The sequence below is a fragment of the Corallibacter vietnamensis genome (assembly GCF_039537875.1).
Taxonomy (GTDB): domain Bacteria; phylum Bacteroidota; class Bacteroidia; order Flavobacteriales; family Flavobacteriaceae; genus Corallibacter; species Corallibacter vietnamensis.
In genome coordinates this window covers 1,750,274-1,766,645 of the sequence record NZ_BAABBI010000001.1, presented here as the reverse complement: position 1 = coordinate 1,766,645, position 16,372 = coordinate 1,750,274, and the positions used below count along the sequence as shown (strand labels likewise).

18 protein-coding genes are annotated in these 16,372 nt (G+C 31.7%); 8 read left to right on the top strand and 10 right to left on the bottom strand.

Annotated features, from left to right (window positions below):
• The first annotated feature begins 186 nt into the window (after positions 1–186).
• Positions 187–771, top strand: coding sequence for a YdeI/OmpD-associated family protein (locus ABD690_RS08170; RefSeq protein WP_344729176.1), 585 nt, complete (start codon positions 187–189; stop codon positions 769–771).
• 57 nt (positions 772–828) lie between these two features.
• Here the strand turns inward: ABD690_RS08170 and yajC are convergent, their stop codons facing one another.
• The 4 genes from yajC to ABD690_RS08150 all read right to left on the bottom strand — a co-directional run bounded on the left by yajC (position 829) and on the right by ABD690_RS08150 (position 3,802).
• A complete protein-coding gene (gene yajC, locus ABD690_RS08165) occupies positions 829–1,122 on the bottom strand; it encodes a preprotein translocase subunit YajC (protein WP_344729174.1) in 294 nt (97 codons plus the stop codon).
• Positions 1,123–1,126: 4 nt separating this feature from the next.
• Entirely contained in the window at positions 1,127–1,612 is a 486-nt protein-coding gene (locus ABD690_RS08160; RefSeq protein ID WP_344729172.1) for a DUF1573 domain-containing protein, read from the bottom strand.
• Positions 1,613–1,668: 56 nt separating this feature from the next.
• A complete protein-coding gene (gene nusB / locus ABD690_RS08155; RefSeq protein ID WP_344729170.1) occupies positions 1,669–2,613 on the bottom strand; it encodes a transcription antitermination factor NusB in 945 nt (314 codons plus the stop codon).
• A gap of 85 nt (positions 2,614–2,698) precedes the next feature.
• Positions 2,699–3,802, bottom strand: a complete 1,104-nt coding sequence (locus ABD690_RS08150) for a Leu/Phe/Val dehydrogenase (RefSeq protein ID WP_344729168.1) — start codon at positions 3,800–3,802, stop codon at positions 2,699–2,701.
• Between the two features lie 143 nt (positions 3,803–3,945).
• Between ABD690_RS08150 and ABD690_RS08145 the strand changes: the two genes are divergently transcribed.
• Complete coding sequence (locus tag ABD690_RS08145) at positions 3,946–5,709, top strand: ABC transporter ATP-binding protein (RefSeq protein ID WP_344729166.1); 1,764 nt, start codon at positions 3,946–3,948, stop codon at positions 5,707–5,709.
• Positions 5,710–5,820: 111 nt separating this feature from the next.
• Positions 5,821–6,207 (top strand): PUR family DNA/RNA-binding protein, encoded by a 387-nt coding sequence (locus ABD690_RS08140; RefSeq protein WP_344729164.1) that lies wholly within the window; start codon positions 5,821–5,823, stop codon positions 6,205–6,207.
• Between the two features lie 73 nt (positions 6,208–6,280).
• On the opposite strand, the gene ABD690_RS08135 is transcribed toward ABD690_RS08140, so the two are convergent.
• From ABD690_RS08135 to ABD690_RS08125, 3 genes are read right to left on the bottom strand one after another with little or no spacing between them, the layout of a single operon-like run.
• Positions 6,281–7,315, bottom strand: coding sequence for a 1-acyl-sn-glycerol-3-phosphate acyltransferase (locus ABD690_RS08135; RefSeq protein ID WP_344729162.1), 1,035 nt, complete (start codon positions 7,313–7,315; stop codon positions 6,281–6,283).
• Positions 7,315–8,223, bottom strand: coding sequence for a bile acid:sodium symporter family protein (locus tag ABD690_RS08130; protein ID WP_344729160.1), 909 nt, complete (start codon positions 8,221–8,223; stop codon positions 7,315–7,317). The genes ABD690_RS08135 and ABD690_RS08130 overlap by 1 nt, the downstream gene beginning before the upstream one ends.
• Before the next feature lie 3 nt (positions 8,224–8,226).
• Positions 8,227–8,562: a tRNA-binding protein gene (locus tag ABD690_RS08125; RefSeq protein WP_344729158.1), complete on the bottom strand. Its 336-nt coding sequence runs from the start codon at positions 8,560–8,562 to the stop codon at positions 8,227–8,229.
• Positions 8,563–8,610: 48 nt separating this feature from the next.
• Between ABD690_RS08125 and ABD690_RS08120 the strand changes: the two genes are divergently transcribed.
• Complete coding sequence (locus ABD690_RS08120; protein WP_344729156.1) at positions 8,611–9,165, top strand: thioredoxin family protein; 555 nt, start codon at positions 8,611–8,613, stop codon at positions 9,163–9,165.
• Positions 9,166–9,199: 34 nt separating this feature from the next.
• On the opposite strand, the gene ABD690_RS08115 is transcribed toward ABD690_RS08120, so the two are convergent.
• From ABD690_RS08115 to recQ, 3 genes are all read right to left on the bottom strand, one after another.
• The gene (locus ABD690_RS08115; RefSeq protein WP_344729154.1) at positions 9,200–9,925 is read right to left on the bottom strand and encodes a tetratricopeptide repeat protein; all 726 of its coding nucleotides are present in this window, start codon (positions 9,923–9,925) and stop codon (positions 9,200–9,202) included.
• Positions 9,926–10,017: 92 nt separating this feature from the next.
• Complete coding sequence (locus ABD690_RS08110) at positions 10,018–10,950, bottom strand: peptidylprolyl isomerase (RefSeq protein ID WP_344729151.1); 933 nt, start codon at positions 10,948–10,950, stop codon at positions 10,018–10,020.
• Positions 10,951–11,024: 74 nt separating this feature from the next.
• Positions 11,025–13,226, bottom strand: coding sequence for a DNA helicase RecQ (gene recQ, locus ABD690_RS08105; RefSeq protein WP_344729149.1), 2,202 nt, complete (start codon positions 13,224–13,226; stop codon positions 11,025–11,027).
• A gap of 247 nt (positions 13,227–13,473) precedes the next feature.
• Between recQ and ABD690_RS08100 the strand changes: the two genes are divergently transcribed.
• The 4 genes from ABD690_RS08100 to lptB all read left to right on the top strand — a co-directional run bounded on the left by ABD690_RS08100 (position 13,474) and on the right by lptB (position 16,368).
• On the top strand, positions 13,474–14,391 hold the full coding sequence (locus tag ABD690_RS08100) for a KpsF/GutQ family sugar-phosphate isomerase (protein WP_344729317.1): 918 nt from the start codon (positions 13,474–13,476) through the stop codon (positions 14,389–14,391).
• Positions 14,391–15,206 (top strand): twin-arginine translocase subunit TatC, encoded by an 816-nt coding sequence (tatC, locus tag ABD690_RS08095; protein WP_344729147.1) that lies wholly within the window; start codon positions 14,391–14,393, stop codon positions 15,204–15,206. Before ABD690_RS08100 ends, tatC begins: the two co-directional genes overlap by 1 nt.
• A gap of 3 nt (positions 15,207–15,209) precedes the next feature.
• Positions 15,210–15,557 (top strand): carboxymuconolactone decarboxylase family protein, encoded by a 348-nt coding sequence (locus ABD690_RS08090; RefSeq protein WP_344729145.1) that lies wholly within the window; start codon positions 15,210–15,212, stop codon positions 15,555–15,557.
• Positions 15,558–15,624: 67 nt separating this feature from the next.
• A complete protein-coding gene (gene lptB, locus ABD690_RS08085; protein WP_344729143.1) occupies positions 15,625–16,368 on the top strand; it encodes an LPS export ABC transporter ATP-binding protein in 744 nt (247 codons plus the stop codon).
• The last annotated feature ends 4 nt before the right edge of the window (positions 16,369–16,372 follow it).

The window sequence follows — 16,372 nt, the reverse complement described above, 5'->3', positions numbered from 1 at the left end:
TTTAGATTTAATATAAATAAAGTGCAAATATAACTTTGGCTTACATAATAAAAAAGCTTATTTAGACTAAATTGAAATAATTTTTCATATAATATTGAGATACAAAACAATAGCTTTTGATTATTATAAAGCCCTGAAAAAGGTGTATTTTTACCAGTATAATTATGATTTATTAAGAAAAAAAATATGGATGTTGACAAGTATATAGAAAGCCAAGTAAAATATAAAGATTCCTTAATTTTATTAAGAAATATTTTATTAAAAACAGAATTAGAAGAGAGCTTGAAATGGAGCGCTCCTGTTTATACTATAAATGGTAAAAACGTTATAGGTTTGGCTGCTTTTAAAAATCATTTTTGCATTTGGTTTTTTAATGGTGTATTTCTAAAAGACGAAAAAAAGCTACTCGTAACTGCCCAAGAAAAGACCAAAGCTTTACGTCAAATGCGTTTTGAATCTATAAATGATATTGATGAAGATACTGTATTGGCTTATGCTAAAGAAGCTATAGAAAATCAAAAACTTGGAAAAGAATTAAAACCTACAAAAAAAGGAAAGACAGTTAATATTCCTGAAGCTCTGAATGCAAAATTAAAAACAAACAGCGATTTAAAAGCTGCCTTTAGCGCATTAACACCAGGCAAACAACGTGAATACTGCGAGCATATAGCAAGTGCCAAACGTGAAGCTACAAAAGAATCTCGTCTTGAAAAAATAACGCCTTTGATATTACAAGGTGTTGGCTTACATGATAAATATAAAAACTGCTAATAATAAAAAAAGCCATTCTTTTAAAGAATGGCTTTTTTTACTGAATTTATAAAACTTTTATTTTGTTTTAGCAGGCTCGTTTAATTTTTTACTCATTTCCATAGAAATGGCAGAACGATCAAACTTAATTTTACCAGCTAAAGTTTCAATAACGCAGCTTTGATCTTTATCATTAAGGTCTACAATTTTACCGTGCATACCACTTTTGGTAATTACTTTGTCACCTCGTTTTAATTCGGCTGCAAATTTCTTTTCTTGTTTTTGACGTTTCATTTGTGGAGCAATCATAAAAAAATAAAAGACCACAAATATTAAAATAAACGGCAAAAAACTTCCTAGTCCTTCTCCCATGAAATTACTTTACTTGAGGAGCAGCAGCTTGAACTGGTGCATTAGGATCTGGCTTAACAAAAGCTGTAATCTTAACAGTTTCTTTTCCTTTTTCTGTGTTTGCTGTAACAGTAATAGTTTTAGAAACTTTGTTCTTTCCTGATCCGTTATATTTTACTGTAAACTTACCTGTTTCTCCTGGTTGTAGAGGCTCTCTACTCCAATCTTTTGGTACAGTACATCCACAAGTACTTTTTATATCAGTAATTACTAATGGAGCTTCACCTGTGTTAGTGTAGTTAAATACGGTTTCTACTTGAGTGTTTTTCTCAATTTCACCAAAATCATGCTCTGATTTTTCAAAAGATAGTACTGGAAATTTAGAAGCATTTGCATCTCTTTGTGCCGCTTCTGCTACATTTTTGTCATCAATTTTTTTTGAAGCATCTTCCTTACAAGATGTTAAGGCAATCATACATAGAGCTGTTAACCCTAATATTACTTTTTTCATAATAAATTATTTTTGTAAAATTTTATTTTAATTGTAAAAATAGTAATTATTTCTTACTACATCAACCCTCTTCCTGTTTTATTTAATTTATCCTCGTCATGATATTCTTTTACTAACTTATCTAAAATACCATTAATAAAAATACTACTTTTTGGTGTTGAGTATTCTTTGGCTATCTCAAGGTATTCATTTATAGTTACTTTTACAGGAATTGACGGGAATTTATTAAGCTCACAAATACTCATTTGTAATAATACAAAGTCTATTGAGGCTATACGATCAGAATCCCAATTTTTTGTTTTACCAGAAATTTCTTCGTTTAAGGCCGTTCTGTTAAGCAATGTTTTTTTAAACAATTCTATAGCAAACTGCTTGTCCTCAATATCTTTATACAGCTTTGGCACAAAGTAATTTGAAGCTACTGATGGTTTAGATTTTCTAATAAGCTTTAGGATAGCTGTATTTACTAATGGTAAGTCGTCTACCCAAGTTAGGTTTTTGTCTTCTATATAGTCAAACAGCTTATCATTAGGAGCTACAATTTCTTTAAAAACATCGACTATAAAATTTCTATCTTCTTTAAAATCTGATGTTTTTGTTTGCATGTATTCCTTATACAAATCACTAGCAAGTATGTTTTTAAAAATAACATCAACATACTCATCATCTAGCTCCCAGTTGGTGATCTTGTATTGGTTTAAGGCGTCTTGTAATGGTTCGTTATTTTTTAATAGTAATAAGAACTCATTATTTACAAGTTTTTTGTTTGGGTTTTTCTCTTCTTTGGTTGCTAAAAGTTTGTTACGTGTTTTTTCTAAGCGGTCTTCGGCTTTTTTTTGTAACTCTATAAGCAGTGATAGTTGTAGTAGATACAAATTGTACAAGTTGTCTAAGCTAAAAAGTAAAAACTTTTGCTCTTTATCAAAACTATCACTTTCGCCGCCTTTAAAGGCATAGATAGCTTGCATAACTTTTATTCTAATATGTCTTCTATTTAGCATGTTTACAAAGAACTTTTTATTTAATTAAAGAGGCGAAAGCTTGTAAACTTTCGCCTCGCAAAAATACTATTATTTTAAAAAAGTATTAGTTTGAATTCTCTTTTTTTCTTTCTTCAATTCTATTTTGAGCGATATTTAATGCAGCATGGTTTGTTGTGATGTTATTTTTTTCTGCACTATCTAAAATCTCTAATGTAGTATTGTAAATGTTTTCTGTTTTACGCATGATTTCTTTTTTATCATATCCTTCTAACTCTGCATAGACATTAATAATTCCTCCTGCATTTATTAAAAAGTCTGGTGCGTAAACAATACCTTTTTCCTGTAAGATTTTACCATGTTTCTCTTCGGTTGCTAATTGGTTATTAGCTGCTCCTGCAATTACTTTTGCTTGTAATTTGTTTATGGTATCATCATTTATTGTAGCTCCTAAAGCACATGGTGCATAAATATCCATAGATTCAGAGTAAATATCGCTTCCTCCATAAATAGTAACACCGTATTTTGAACGTACTTCTTCTAATCGCTCCTGGTTTATATCTGCTATAAACACATTAGCTCCTTCATCTACTAAATGCTCAACTAATGATTCACCAACGTGCCCAATTCCTTGAACAAATATTGTTTTATCTTCTAAAATATCACTACCAAATTTATATTTAGCTGCAGCTTTCATTCCCATAAACACACCATAAGCTGTAATTGGAGATGGGTTTCCTGCACCACCTTTTGATTCTGATATACCTGTAACATATGGTGTAACTTCACGAACTAAATCCATATCGGCTGTTTCCATACCAACATCTTCAGCAGTAATGTAACGACCACTTAAAGAATGTACAAACTCTCCAAACTTTTTCATAAGCTCTGGAGTTTTTTGTGTTTTAGCATCTCCTATAATTACAGCTTTACCACCACCTAAATTTAAGCCCGTAATAGCTGATTTATAAGTCATTCCACGAGATAATCGCAATACATCATTTAGAGCTTCCCACTCATTAGCATATTGCCACATTCTTGTACCTCCAAGTGCAGGTCCTAATACCGTATTGTGAATACCTATTATTGCTTTTAATCCTGTATCTTTGTCATTGCAAAACACGACTTGCTCGTGATTATCGAATGAAAGTTGACCAAAAACAGGATTTACTTTATGAAGATCTTTTGCACTTATAATATCTGAAACCATGTTATATCTTTTTATAATTATGATATGTGTTTTAAATAATTTTAAAAAACAACGCGCAAAATTAAACTAATATTAATGTTTAAACAATAATAATGTTGTAAAAATATTAATTTATCAAGAACCCAAGCCATATTAGCTCTTAAATGAAAGCATTACAACACCTCAATAAATATTTTTTAAAATATAAGTATCGTTTAATTGTAGGTATATTAATTACCATTATTTCTAAAATTTTCCTTTTGTTTACGCCAGAGCTTATTGGCTCTTCTATTGATGTGGTAAATGAATATAGACTAGGAACTATTACCGATATATCCATTGTAAAACAGGAACTTCTTATAAATATCGCTTACATAATTGGTGCTGCTCTAATAACGGGCATACTAACCTTTTTTATGAGACAAACCATTATAAATGTATCTCGTTATATTGAGTATGATTTAAAAAATGAAGTTTATCATCAATATCAAGTTTTAGCACTAAATTTTTACAAAAAAAATAGAACTGGTGATTTGATGAATAGAATAAGTGAAGATGTAGGTCGTGTAAGAATGTATGCAGGACCAGCCATTATGTACAGTATAAATACAATCACTCTTTTTATTATTGCTATTGGTTTTATGTATAAACAAGCTCCTATGCTTACACTTTACACAGTGGTACCATTACCTATTCTATCGGTAATTATTTATAAATTAAGTAAAACCATTCATAAGCGCAGTACAATAGTTCAGCAATACCTTTCTAAATTATCATCATTTACGCAAGAGTCATTTAGTGGTATTTCTATCATAAAAGCTTATGGCATGGAGTCTCAAGTATCTAGCAATTTTAATGAACTTGCTGCAACCAGCAAACAAAAACAGTTAGACTTAGTAAGAGTAAATGCTTTTTTCTTCCCTATGATGATTCTATTAATAGGTATAAGCAACATTATTGTTATTTATATTGGTGGTTTACAATACATGGCTGGAGAAATAAGTTTGGGTGTTATTACAAAATTTATCATTTATGTAAACATGCTAACTTGGCCAGTAGCTACAGTTGGTTGGGTTACATCTATTATTCAGCAAGCAGAAGCTTCACAAAAACGTATTAATGAGTTTCTAGATATTACACCCGAAATTAAAAACAACCATGTTGAGTCTACAAATATTATTGGCAACATTGAATTTAAAAATGTATCATTTACTTATGATGACACTAATATTCAAGCCTTAAAGAATGTGTCTTTCAACATAAAACAAGGAGAAACTTTAGCTATTATTGGAAAAACAGGCTCTGGAAAATCTACTATTTTAGATCTAATAGGGCGTTTATATGATGTTAACTCTGGAGAGATCTTAATAGACAACACACCTATTACAAGTGTAAACCTTACCAGTTTAAGAGAGCAAATAGGCTACGTACCGCAAGATGCTTTTTTATTTTCTGACACCATAAATAATAATATTAAATTTGGTAAAGAAGACGCTACAGATCAAGAAGTTATAGAAGCAGCAAAACAAGCTCAAGTACATAAAAATATAATAAAATTCTCTAAAGGATATAATACTGTTTTGGGAGAGCGAGGAATTACCTTATCTGGCGGACAAAAACAACGTGTATCTATAGCTAGAGCCATCATTAAAAATCCTAATATTTTATTATTTGATGATTGCTTATCAGCCGTTGATACAGAAACTGAAGAGAAAATCTTAAAGAACTTAAAAAAGGTTTCTACAGGGAAAACCACCATTATAGTTAGTCACCGTATATCATCTGTTAAAAATGCAGACAAAATACTTGTTTTAGATGACGGAAAAATCACACAAGCCGGCTCTCACGAAACGCTTGTAACCATAGATGGTTATTACAAAAGTTTATATTTAGAACAAATTAGTGATACGACAAATCCTAATTCTTAACAACAAAACAAGAGCAATTACTCACTAAAAGAAATGTAATAATTTGTTGGTTGGTAATTCTTTTTTTTAGATTTTTGATGCAACAATAAAATCTTAAAATAAAACACGACTATGAATTCTAATGACATGATGGAGAAAGAAGAAATTTATTCAAAAGTTTTAAGAGCTGGAAGAAGAACCTATTTCTTTGACGTTAGATCTACAAAAGCAGGTGACTACTATTTAACAATTACAGAAAGTAAAAAGTTTACAAACGATGATGGTTCTTACCATTATAAAAAGCATAAAATCTATTTATATAAGGAAGATTTTTCTGAATTTAATAGCATTTTAGCTGAAATGACTGATTATATCATAAGCGAAAAAGGAGACGAAGTAATTAGTGAACGTCACCAAAAAGATTTCAAAAAAGAATATGATCAAACAACCGATGAAAATGTTCATACTGAAACACCTTCTGCTGAAAAATTTACTGATATCGATTTTGATGATATTTAAAAACAATAAATCAAAAAAGCCTTTACATTTTGTAAAGGCTTTTTTTTATTGTAATAGTTTTAAAAAAAGCAACCTATAATTTTACTGCAAGTAAGGCTAAACACAGACTAACAGCCACAAATAAAACAGCTATATATAAACCACAAGTAACTGCTAGAGTAAACCCTAACAACAATAACCAAATAGGGACTAAAGTAATTACAATAGCAAACCTAAATGTCGCCACAAATTCAGGTTCTTTTATTTTAGGATACACCTTAAATTTCCATATCAAATAAGGACCAAACAATGTAATAATCATTAAAAACTTAAAGACTTTTTTTATTGCTACAAACCTAGGTGTTTGTTGCAATTCACAGTTTTTGAAGTTTGATGAGATACAAGCATTCACATTTTCAGGATGCAGAAAATTCACTTTATTTAGTGTCAACTCATTAAGAACTGCATCATAACCATCTGACGGAATATGAGTTGTTAAAGTTGAGAGTTGCTGTTGTACATCTCTTTTTAAAACTCCAATTGCAGCATTCTCATCATCAAGCAAATAATTTTTAGCATCTATTGGTTTTCCAAAATAAATAGAAACACTATCTCCAAAAGCTACAGCGTTTTGAAAATTAAGCCCAATAGGTACTATTTGTAAATTAGTATCCGGATACAGCTTAAGTGTTTTAAAAACTATACGTGTAAATCCTTTACTTAAATTTCTAACTGTGCGCTGTAAACTATGGTTTCCTTCTGGAAAAAGTGCTACTGCTTTGCTCTCATAGAGTAATTTAGCACATTTAGAAAAAACTAAATTGTTATTAGATATCGTTTTCCAGCCGTCACGCACACGATATACCGGAAGCATTTGTAAACTTTTTAAAAACTTATCAGTGAACGAACCTGAAAACACGCTTGCTCTGGTTAAAAAATAGGAGAATCTACCTGATTTTGTAGCAATTAAAAGCGCGTCTATTAATGCGTTTTGATGGTTAGACAACAACAAGACTGCTCCTTTTTTGGGAACATTTTCTTTGTTTACAACACGAATCCTTTTGTAATAAAAAAAAAGGCCTAATTGTAAATAACACCGAATAGTATGTAACCAAAGTTTGTGTAGCATTATTGTAATTTAGTTTTCTTTTGGTAGGCCCAAAACAATGATAATATCAAGCCCGATATAATATGCCAAATACCCCAAAAAGCTGCTATAATTGCCATACCTCCCAAGCCATTAAAAAACATAAATATAAGCAATAGTCCTAATCCTGAATTTTGAATTCCTGTTTCAATAGCTAATGTTTTTTGGTTTTTGAATGATAACTTAAAAGCTCTCGCTATAAAGAAACCTAATATAAGTGCTAATAAATTATGCATAATTCCAATTCCTAGAACATGATGTATATAATTATTAAACACATCTATATTATTAAAAAGAGCAATTACAACAATCGCTATAAATACTATAATTGAAAATGGTTTTAATACGCGTGATAGTTTTTCTGAAAATGCACTAAAATAATATCTCATGAGCATTCCTAAAAGCAATGGCACGCCAAGAACTAACAAAACAAGCTTTACTAACTCATACGGACTTAATGCTACTTGTTTAAGCAAACTTGCTGTAGGCACATATAAATGCCCATAAAACTCAAAATTAAAAGGAGTCATAATCATTGCCAAAAACGTAGAAAAAGCAGTTAAACTAACTGACAAAGCTGTATTTCCTTTTGCCAAATGCGTCATGAAATTAGATATATTTCCACCAGGACAAGCAGCAACCATCATCATACCTAATGCAATACTTGGCTGCGGATTTACTAAACGTATAACAACATAAGTTAGAAATGGCAACAAAACAAATTGAGACAACAGCCCTACAATAATAGGTTTTGGTTGTTTTTGTAGTTGTTTAAAATCGTTTAGAGTAATACCTAAAGCAACTCCAAACATAACCACTGCAAGCGCTATGTTTAAGACCCAAAGATTATTGGCATCAAAATGAATAGTAACATCGTCAAGTTTTAGCATAGACTACGCAACTGTAGAGCCGTTTTTTACGACTTGATCCGGATTTAATAAAATAACATCTTTTCCATTTACAGCTCCCAAAACAAGGCATTCGCTCATGAAATTAGCTATTTGTTTTTTAGGAAAATTAACAACAGCTACAATTTGCCTGTTTAATAATGCTTCCTTATTATAAAGTGTTGTAATTTGTGCTGATGTTTTTTTTACACCTAAAGCACCAAAGTCTATAGTTAGCTGGTAAGCAGGTTTTCTTGCTTTTGGAAAATCATCAACTGCAATAATAGTTCCGACACGAAGATCAACTTTAACAAAATCTTCAAAGTTTATAGTAGAATTCATTTTTTAAAAGTACTAATTTTAACGAACATTAATAAAATACGACATATCATGGCACAAACACCATCAAACATGCTTCCGTTAGGAACAAAAGCTCCTGAATTTTCATTGCTAGACACTGTTTCTAATAAAACACTATCTTTTAACGATTTAAAAGGAATACATGGTACTATTGTAATGTTTATTTGTAATCACTGTCCGTTTGTTAAACATGTAAATAGTGAGCTTGCCAAGTTAGCAAAAGATTATAAAAGTAAAGGTATTAATTGCATTGCAATTTCTAGTAATGATGCTAAAAACTACCCACAGGATGCTCCTGATAAAATGAAAGCTAATGCTATTGAGCAAGCGTTTATTTTTCCGTATTTATATGACCAGACTCAAGAAATCGCTAAAAAATACGATGCTGCATGTACACCTGATTTTTACATTTTTGATAAAGAATCAAAGTTAGTATATCGTGGCCAATTAGACGACTCAAGACCTGGAAATAATATTCCTGTGACTGGCAGCGATATGCGTCATGCTTTAGATTGTTTGCTTAACGACAAAGAAAACTCAAACCCTCAAAAACCAAGTATTGGTTGTAATATTAAGTGGAAATAACATCAAGTAACAAAGATGTTTTAATAAAACCTACCTAGTTATTAGCTTTATAAGTCTCTACAAACTTTTTAGCGCGTTTGTTACCACTATTTAGTTGTAACGCTTTTTCATAGTTTGTATATGCTTGCAAGCTATCTCCTGACTGTAAATATGCTTCTGCTAGACTATCATAAACATTATCACTTTCCGGATGCAGTGCTACATTCATTTTAAATATTGCAATGGCATCTTTGTGTTCCTGTTTACGTAAGTGCGAATAACCCAAGCTATTAAATGCACGCTCGTCTATGAATGTACTTGTTGAATCCTGTTTTTGAATTGCTAAATAACCTTCAAGTGCTTTATCATAAACTTTATCTTTTAAATACATACTTGGCGTTCTAAATGTATCAGATACCTTTAAATAATCATAGGTTATTGATGAGTCACCACCATCTTCTGGAATAATAGATAAATAGCGTTTTTGGGTTTCAGGGTGCTTAACAAACTGTAATTTTTGATACATATCTGCTACGAAGAAAGTGTTCTCATCTAGCGCAACTGGCTTTATTTGCTCTGCGCCTTTCCATTTTAAAAAAAGGTTATTGTCCTTATAATACACTTCTATTAACTCTTCTTGATTATACAAATAGCGTCCAGATGTTTCTTTTATATGTTGGGTTGTATAGTTGATATTTTTAGAACAGCTTATTGTTACTAATGCCAAACAAACTAGGGCTAGTGTTGTACGTAAATATTGATGTCTCTTAAAAAAATTCATATATAAGTTTTTCATTTAATAAAAATAAGGACAAAAAAAAGTCTCATTAATTAATGAGACGATTTTTTATAAATTTTGTTACGTTCTTTATGTTATTTAACATCCACAAGTTCAACATCAAAAATCAATGTTGCATTTGGAGGAATAACACCACCAGCACCTCGGCTACCATAACCTAAATCACTAGGGATTACTAAACGTGCTTTATCACCAACATTTAAAAGACAAATACCTTCATCCCAACCAGCAATAACTTGTCCCATTCCTACAGGAAATTCTAGTGGTTGCTTACGCTTATAAGAAGAATCAAAAACTGTTCCGTCAGCTAATTGGCCTTTGTAATGTACGGCTACTGTTTTTCCTTTTTCAGCTTTAACTCCTGATCCTTTTTGTAAAATTTGGTAGCGTAAACCACTGTCTGTTTTTTCAAAACCTGCAGCTAATTTATCTAATTCAGCTTCACGTGCTTCTTTTTCTGCTGCAACGCGTTTTTCTCTAGCTCCTTCAAATGTTCTAAAGGCTTCTATAGCATTAAAGTTTTCAGCATCTGCTCCTACTCTAACTATTTCTAAACTATCGATAACATCGCCTTGAGCAATTGCATCAACAACATCTTGACCTTCTACTACTTTACCAAAAACTGTATGATTACCATCTAACCAAGGTGTTTCTACATGTGTAATAAAAAATTGACTTCCGTTAGTTCCTGGACCTGCATTTGCCATAGATAATACACCTGGACCATCATGTTTTAAATCTGGATGAAACTCATCATCAAACTGATACCCTGGATTTCCTGTTCCTGTGCCTTGAGGGCAACCTCCTTGAATCATAAAATCTGGGATAACACGATGAAATTTTAATCCGTTGTAATAAGGTGTTCCTTGTTTTTTTGCTGAATTTTCTAAATTCCCTTCTGCTAAAGCGACAAAGTTACCTACTGTTCCTGGTGTTTTTTCAAACTCTAGAGCAACAAGAATGTTACCTTTTGTTGTATTAAATTTTGCGTATAAACCGTCTTGCATTGTATTATTTTTTAATAAAGTGCAAAGATACGGAATGATTTTAGAAAGAAGAATTTAAACCTTTATATAATTTATTAATTGGCCACTTCACTAATAAACTTAATACGGTATAGGCGCAGTTCTTCATCATCATAGTCTCCATCAAACTCTTCTATAGCGACATCTATTTTATCGGTTTCAGCCTCCATAAAATAATCATGAATTTCTTCTTGCTGATCTTCATCTAAAATTTCATTAATCCAATAATCAATATTTAATTTGGTTCCAGAAAAGACTATGGCTTCCATTTCTTTTATAAAATCTTTCATCTCCATACCTTTTGCTGAAGCTATATCATCAAGAGGTAATTTTCTATCAACATTTTGAATGATGTATAATTTTATTGCTGAATTACTTCCTGTTGATTTTACGACCATATCATCTGGACGTACTATATCGTTATCTTCAACGTACTTTGCTATGAAATTCACAAAGTCTTTTCCGTATTTTTTAGCTTTTCCATCTCCTACGCCATGTACATTACTTAACTCTTCTAATGTAATTGGGTATTTTAATGCCATATCTTCTAAAGAAGGATCTTGAAAAATAACAAAAGGAGGTACGCCTAGTTTTTTAGCGTTCTTTTTTCGTAAATCCTTTAGCATTGCCATAAGCTTTTCGTCTGCCGATGCGCCTCCAGATTTTGATGCCGTTATGATACTATCATCATTACTTTCATCAAATACATGATCTTCAGTCATCATAAAAGACTGCGGATTATTAATAAAATCTGCTCCTGCTTTTGTGAGTTTTATAACACCGTAAGTTTCTATATCTTTCTTTAAATAACCAGCTACCAAAACTTGACGAACTAATGCCATCCAATAGGTGTTTTCTTTATATTTTCCTTTTCCAAAAAACGGCTGCTCATTTGTTTTATGAGATTTTATTAGCGCATTTTCCTTTCCTATTATAACGTTTACAAGATCTTTAGATTTATACTTCTCGTTTGTTTTTGAAACAATTTCTAACAGTAACACCAAATCCTCTTTAGCTTCATATTGCTTTTTAGGATGCCTAACATTATCATCTAAATCGCCACCTTCGCCTGTTTCGTTATCAAACTCTTCACCAAAATAGTGCAAAATAAATTTACGTCTAGACATGGAGGTTTCTGCATATGCAACCACTTCTTGTAACAAAGCATGCCCTATTTCTTGTTCAGCAACAGGTTTTCCTGACATAAATTTTTCTAATTTTTCTATGTCTTTATATGCATAAAATGCTAAACAATGGCCTTCGCCACCATCTCTACCTGCACGTCCTGTCTCTTGATAGTAGCTCTCTATACTTTTTGGAATGTCATGATGAATTACAAAACGTACATCAGGTTTATCTATTCCCATTCCAAAAGCTATGGTTGCAACAACAACATCAACATCTTCCATCAAAAACATATCTTGATGTTTGGCGCGTGTTTTTGCGTCTAATCCTGCATGATAAGGCACTGCATTTATGCCGTTTACTTGAAGCGTTTGTGCTAGCTCTTCAACACGCTTTCTACTTAAACAGTAAACAATTCCTGATTTGCCATCGTTTTGTTTTATGAAACGAATGATATCAGCATCTACTTGTTTTGTTTTAGGGCGTACTTCATAATATAGATTAGGACGGTTAAACGATGCTTTGAACGTTGTTGCGTCATTCATTCCCAAATTTTTAAGAATATCTTCTTGTACTTTTGGTGTCGCTGTAGCTGTTAGTCCTATTATAGGAATATCATCTCCAATACGTTTTATAATGTGTCTTAAATTCCTGTATTCTGGCCTAAAATCATGTCCCCATTCACTTATACAGTGAGCTTCATCTATAGCCATGAATGATATTTTTACAGAACGTAAAAAATCAACATGCTCTTCTTTTGTTAATGATTCTGGAGCAACATAAAGTAATTTGGTAACACCATCAACGATATCTTGCTTTACTTTCTTAACTTCAGTTTTATTTAGGGAAGAATTTAATACATGAGCAATGCCTTCATCATTAGAAATACCTCTTATGGCATCTACTTGATTTTTCATAAGTGCAATTAATGGCGAAACGATAATGGCTGTTCCTTCTTGCATCAATGCTGGCAACTGATAACATAATGATTTACCACCGCCTGTAGGCATAATCACAAATGTGTTATGTTTTGAAAGAATGCTTTTAATAACGGCTTCTTGCAGCCCCTTAAACTTACTAAAACCAAAATATTTTTTTAATGCGGCATGTAAGTCTGTTTGTACTGTAGACATGAATTACTATTAATTAATTTTTATGATTCTAAAAACGCAATACTTTTTGAATTAATTAAGAATGCATATAAAGAACCCTCATAATTTTTTTGTTAGCTTTGTAGCATACTTAAAACGTAACAAAAAATTATTCTATTTTCAACGATATTTTAAAGATAACAAAAACTTTAAAAGCATCAACCTAAAAAATTATTAAATTTTGAACAGTCAAAATTCAATCATAGATATTGCCAAGAAAACCATAGAGATGGAAAGCCAGGCAATTTTAAATTTATCGCAACTTGTCGATACAAATTTTTCAAAATCTGTAGAGCTTATATATAATTCTAAAGGTCGTGTTATTATCACAGGTATTGGTAAAAGTGCTATTATAGCTACAAAAATAGTTGCTACATTAAACTCAACAGGAACTCCAGCTGTTTTTATGCATGCTGCTGATGCTATTCATGGTGATTTAGGCCTAATTCTAGAAGACGATGTTGTTATTTGTATTTCTAAAAGTGGAAACACTCCTGAAATTAAAGTTCTTGTTCCGCTTATAAAAAATGCAAAAAATAAAATGATTGCCATTACTGGTAATCCAGATTCTTTTTTAGGTAAACAAGCTGATTTTGTTCTGAATGCTTTTGTTGAAAAAGAAGCGTGTCCTAACAATTTAGCTCCTACTACTAGTACTACTGCACAGTTAGTAATAGGTGATGCACTTGCGGTTTGCTTATTAAAATTACGAGGCTTCTCAAGTAATGATTTTGCTAAATATCATCCTGGTGGTGCTTTAGGCAAAAAACTTTACTTACGCGTTAGCGACATGTCTGAAGCCAATCAAAAACCTGCAGTAACACCAAATACCAATATAAAGGATATCATTATTGAAATTTCTGAAAAAATGCTTGGTGTAACGGCTGTTGTTGAAAACGATACAATTGTAGGTATTATTACCGATGGTGATTTAAGACGAATGCTTACAAAAACTGATGATTTTTCTTCACTAACCGCTAAAGATATTATGGGAACCAATCCAAAACGTATCAAAGCTAATGCTATGGCTGTTGACGCCAAAGATACTATGGAAGCTAATGGTATCTCTCAATTACTGGTTGAAAAAGATGGCAAATATGCAGGCATTGTACACTTACATGATTTAATAAGAGAAGGTATTATATAATGGCAAAAAAGGATATCAACAACATGTCTTTTTTAGATCATCTGGAAGATCTACGTTGGCACCTTATCAGAGCTACTTTAGCAATTCTTATTGTTGCTACTGTAGCATTTATTTTTAGTAAAGAGATTTTTAAGCACATCATATTTGCACCGTTAGATATGAGTTTTCCTACCTATAGCTTTCTATGTAAATGTGCTAACCTAATAAATGTTGAAACTAGTTTTTGTGGTGAAACACTACCCATGATGATACAAAACAGAACCATGGGCGGACAATTTTCTGCAGATATTTGGACTTCAATTTACACCGGATTGGTTGTAGCATTCCCATATGTTGTATATCAATTTTGGTCGTTTTTAAAACCCGGATTACATCCTAACGAACAAAAACATTCTCGTGGTTTTATCATTGTTACATCGCTATTGTTTTTTATAGGCGTGCTGTTTGGTTACTACATTGTAACACCTTTATCTATAAACTTTTTAGCAAATTACAATATTTCTGATGTTGTTGATAACCAAATTGATATTAGCTCATATATTGCTTTAGTTAGATCATCTGCTTTAGCTTCTGGTCTTATTTTTGAACTACCTATCATTATTTACTTTTTAACAAAAATTGGCTTAGTAACACCCGAATTTTTAAAACGTTCTCGTAAATTTGCACTGGTTATCGTATTAATATTATCTGCAGTTATTACGCCGCCAGATATTGCTAGTCAAATAATAGTTGCTATTCCTATTTTAGTGCTTTATCAAGTTAGCATATACATATCAAAAATTGTTATTAAAAATCAGAAAAAGCAACAAGCATAAGCTATGTCAGATATTGTAAATGAATTTAACGCCTATCGTTCTAAAATGAATGAAGAAATTTTAGGAGATAACAACAAAATAATTAAACGTATTTTTAATCTAGACACCAATGCGTTTCAAGCAGGTGCTCTAGATGTAAAAACCAAAGAGCTTTTAGGATTAGTAGCATCTGTTGTACTTCGATGTGATGATTGTATTAAGTATCACATAGGAAGAAGTTACGAAGCTGGTTTAAACCGAGAACAAATTGTAGAGGCTTTAAGTATTGCAACACTTGTAGGCGGTACTATTGTGATACCTCATTTAAGACGCGCTTACGAATATATGGACGCTGTTGAAGCACAGCGTTAAACTTATAATAAATACCACTACAAGTCTCTTGTAATTTTACTATTTTAGCACCTATTACTTTAATTTTATGAAATTAAAAGCAGAGCATTTAATGAAGTCCTACAACGGACGAAAAGTTGTAAAAGACGTTTCTCTTGAAGTAAACCAAGGAGAAATTGTGGGATTATTAGGACCTAATGGTGCTGGAAAAACAACATCATTTTATATGATTGTTGGTTTAATAAAACCTAATGGTGGTAATATTTTTTTAGAAAGTACAGATATCACCAAATACCCAATGTATAAGCGTGCTCAAAACGGTATTGGCTATTTAGCTCAAGAAGCATCTGTATTTAGAAAATTAAGTATTGAAGACAACATATTAAGTGTACTACAGCTTACAAAGCTTTCTAAAAAAGAGCAACAAATGAAAATGGAAGCTCTTATAGACGAGTTTAGTTTAGGACACATTCGTAAAAACCGTGGAGACTTATTATCTGGTGGAGAACGTAGACGTACTGAAATCGCTAGAGCTCTAGCTACAGACCCTAATTTTATTCTACTAGATGAGCCTTTTGCAGGTGTTGATCCTGTTGCCGTAGAAGATATTCAACGTATTGTTGCACAATTAACCAAAAAGAACATTGGTATTCTTATCACAGATCATAATGTGCAAGAAACATTAGCCATTACAGATAGAACCTACCTCATGTTTGAAGGAAGCATATTGAAAGCTGGAGAACCAGAAGAACTTGCTAATGATGAAATGGTAAGAAAAGTATATTTAGGTCAAAACTTTGAACTTCGTAAAAAGAAAATCAGAGATGATTAATACA

What these genes read in the sequence shown, in the direction of transcription:
- ABD690_RS08170 (WP_344729176.1), top strand. Translation starts at nt 187, where the DNA reads ATGGATGTTGACAAGTATATAGAAAGCCAAGTAAAATATAAAGATTCC.
- yajC (WP_344729174.1), bottom strand. Translation starts at nt 1,122, where the DNA reads ATGGGAGAAGGACTAGGAAGTTTTTTGCCGTTTATTTTAATATTTGTG.
- ABD690_RS08160 (WP_344729172.1), bottom strand. Translation starts at nt 1,612, where the DNA reads ATGAAAAAAGTAATATTAGGGTTAACAGCTCTATGTATGATTGCCTTA.
- nusB (WP_344729170.1), bottom strand. Translation starts at nt 2,613, where the DNA reads ATGCTAAATAGAAGACATATTAGAATAAAAGTTATGCAAGCTATCTAT.
- ABD690_RS08150 (WP_344729168.1), bottom strand. Translation starts at nt 3,802, where the DNA reads ATGGTTTCAGATATTATAAGTGCAAAAGATCTTCATAAAGTAAATCCT.
- ABD690_RS08145 (WP_344729166.1), top strand. Translation starts at nt 3,946, where the DNA reads ATGAAAGCATTACAACACCTCAATAAATATTTTTTAAAATATAAGTAT.
- ABD690_RS08140 (WP_344729164.1), top strand. Translation starts at nt 5,821, where the DNA reads ATGAATTCTAATGACATGATGGAGAAAGAAGAAATTTATTCAAAAGTT.
- ABD690_RS08135 (WP_344729162.1), bottom strand. Translation starts at nt 7,315, where the DNA reads ATGCTACACAAACTTTGGTTACATACTATTCGGTGTTATTTACAATTA.
- ABD690_RS08130 (WP_344729160.1), bottom strand. Translation starts at nt 8,223, where the DNA reads ATGCTAAAACTTGACGATGTTACTATTCATTTTGATGCCAATAATCTT.
- ABD690_RS08125 (WP_344729158.1), bottom strand. Translation starts at nt 8,562, where the DNA reads ATGAATTCTACTATAAACTTTGAAGATTTTGTTAAAGTTGATCTTCGT.
- ABD690_RS08120 (WP_344729156.1), top strand. Translation starts at nt 8,611, where the DNA reads ATGGCACAAACACCATCAAACATGCTTCCGTTAGGAACAAAAGCTCCT.
- ABD690_RS08115 (WP_344729154.1), bottom strand. Translation starts at nt 9,925, where the DNA reads ATGAATTTTTTTAAGAGACATCAATATTTACGTACAACACTAGCCCTA.
- ABD690_RS08110 (WP_344729151.1), bottom strand. Translation starts at nt 10,950, where the DNA reads ATGCAAGACGGTTTATACGCAAAATTTAATACAACAAAAGGTAACATT.
- recQ (WP_344729149.1), bottom strand. Translation starts at nt 13,226, where the DNA reads ATGTCTACAGTACAAACAGACTTACATGCCGCATTAAAAAAATATTTT.
- ABD690_RS08100 (WP_344729317.1), top strand. Translation starts at nt 13,474, where the DNA reads ATGGAAAGCCAGGCAATTTTAAATTTATCGCAACTTGTCGATACAAAT.
- tatC (WP_344729147.1), top strand. Translation starts at nt 14,391, where the DNA reads ATGGCAAAAAAGGATATCAACAACATGTCTTTTTTAGATCATCTGGAA.
- ABD690_RS08090 (WP_344729145.1), top strand. Translation starts at nt 15,210, where the DNA reads ATGTCAGATATTGTAAATGAATTTAACGCCTATCGTTCTAAAATGAAT.
- lptB (WP_344729143.1), top strand. Translation starts at nt 15,625, where the DNA reads ATGAAATTAAAAGCAGAGCATTTAATGAAGTCCTACAACGGACGAAAA.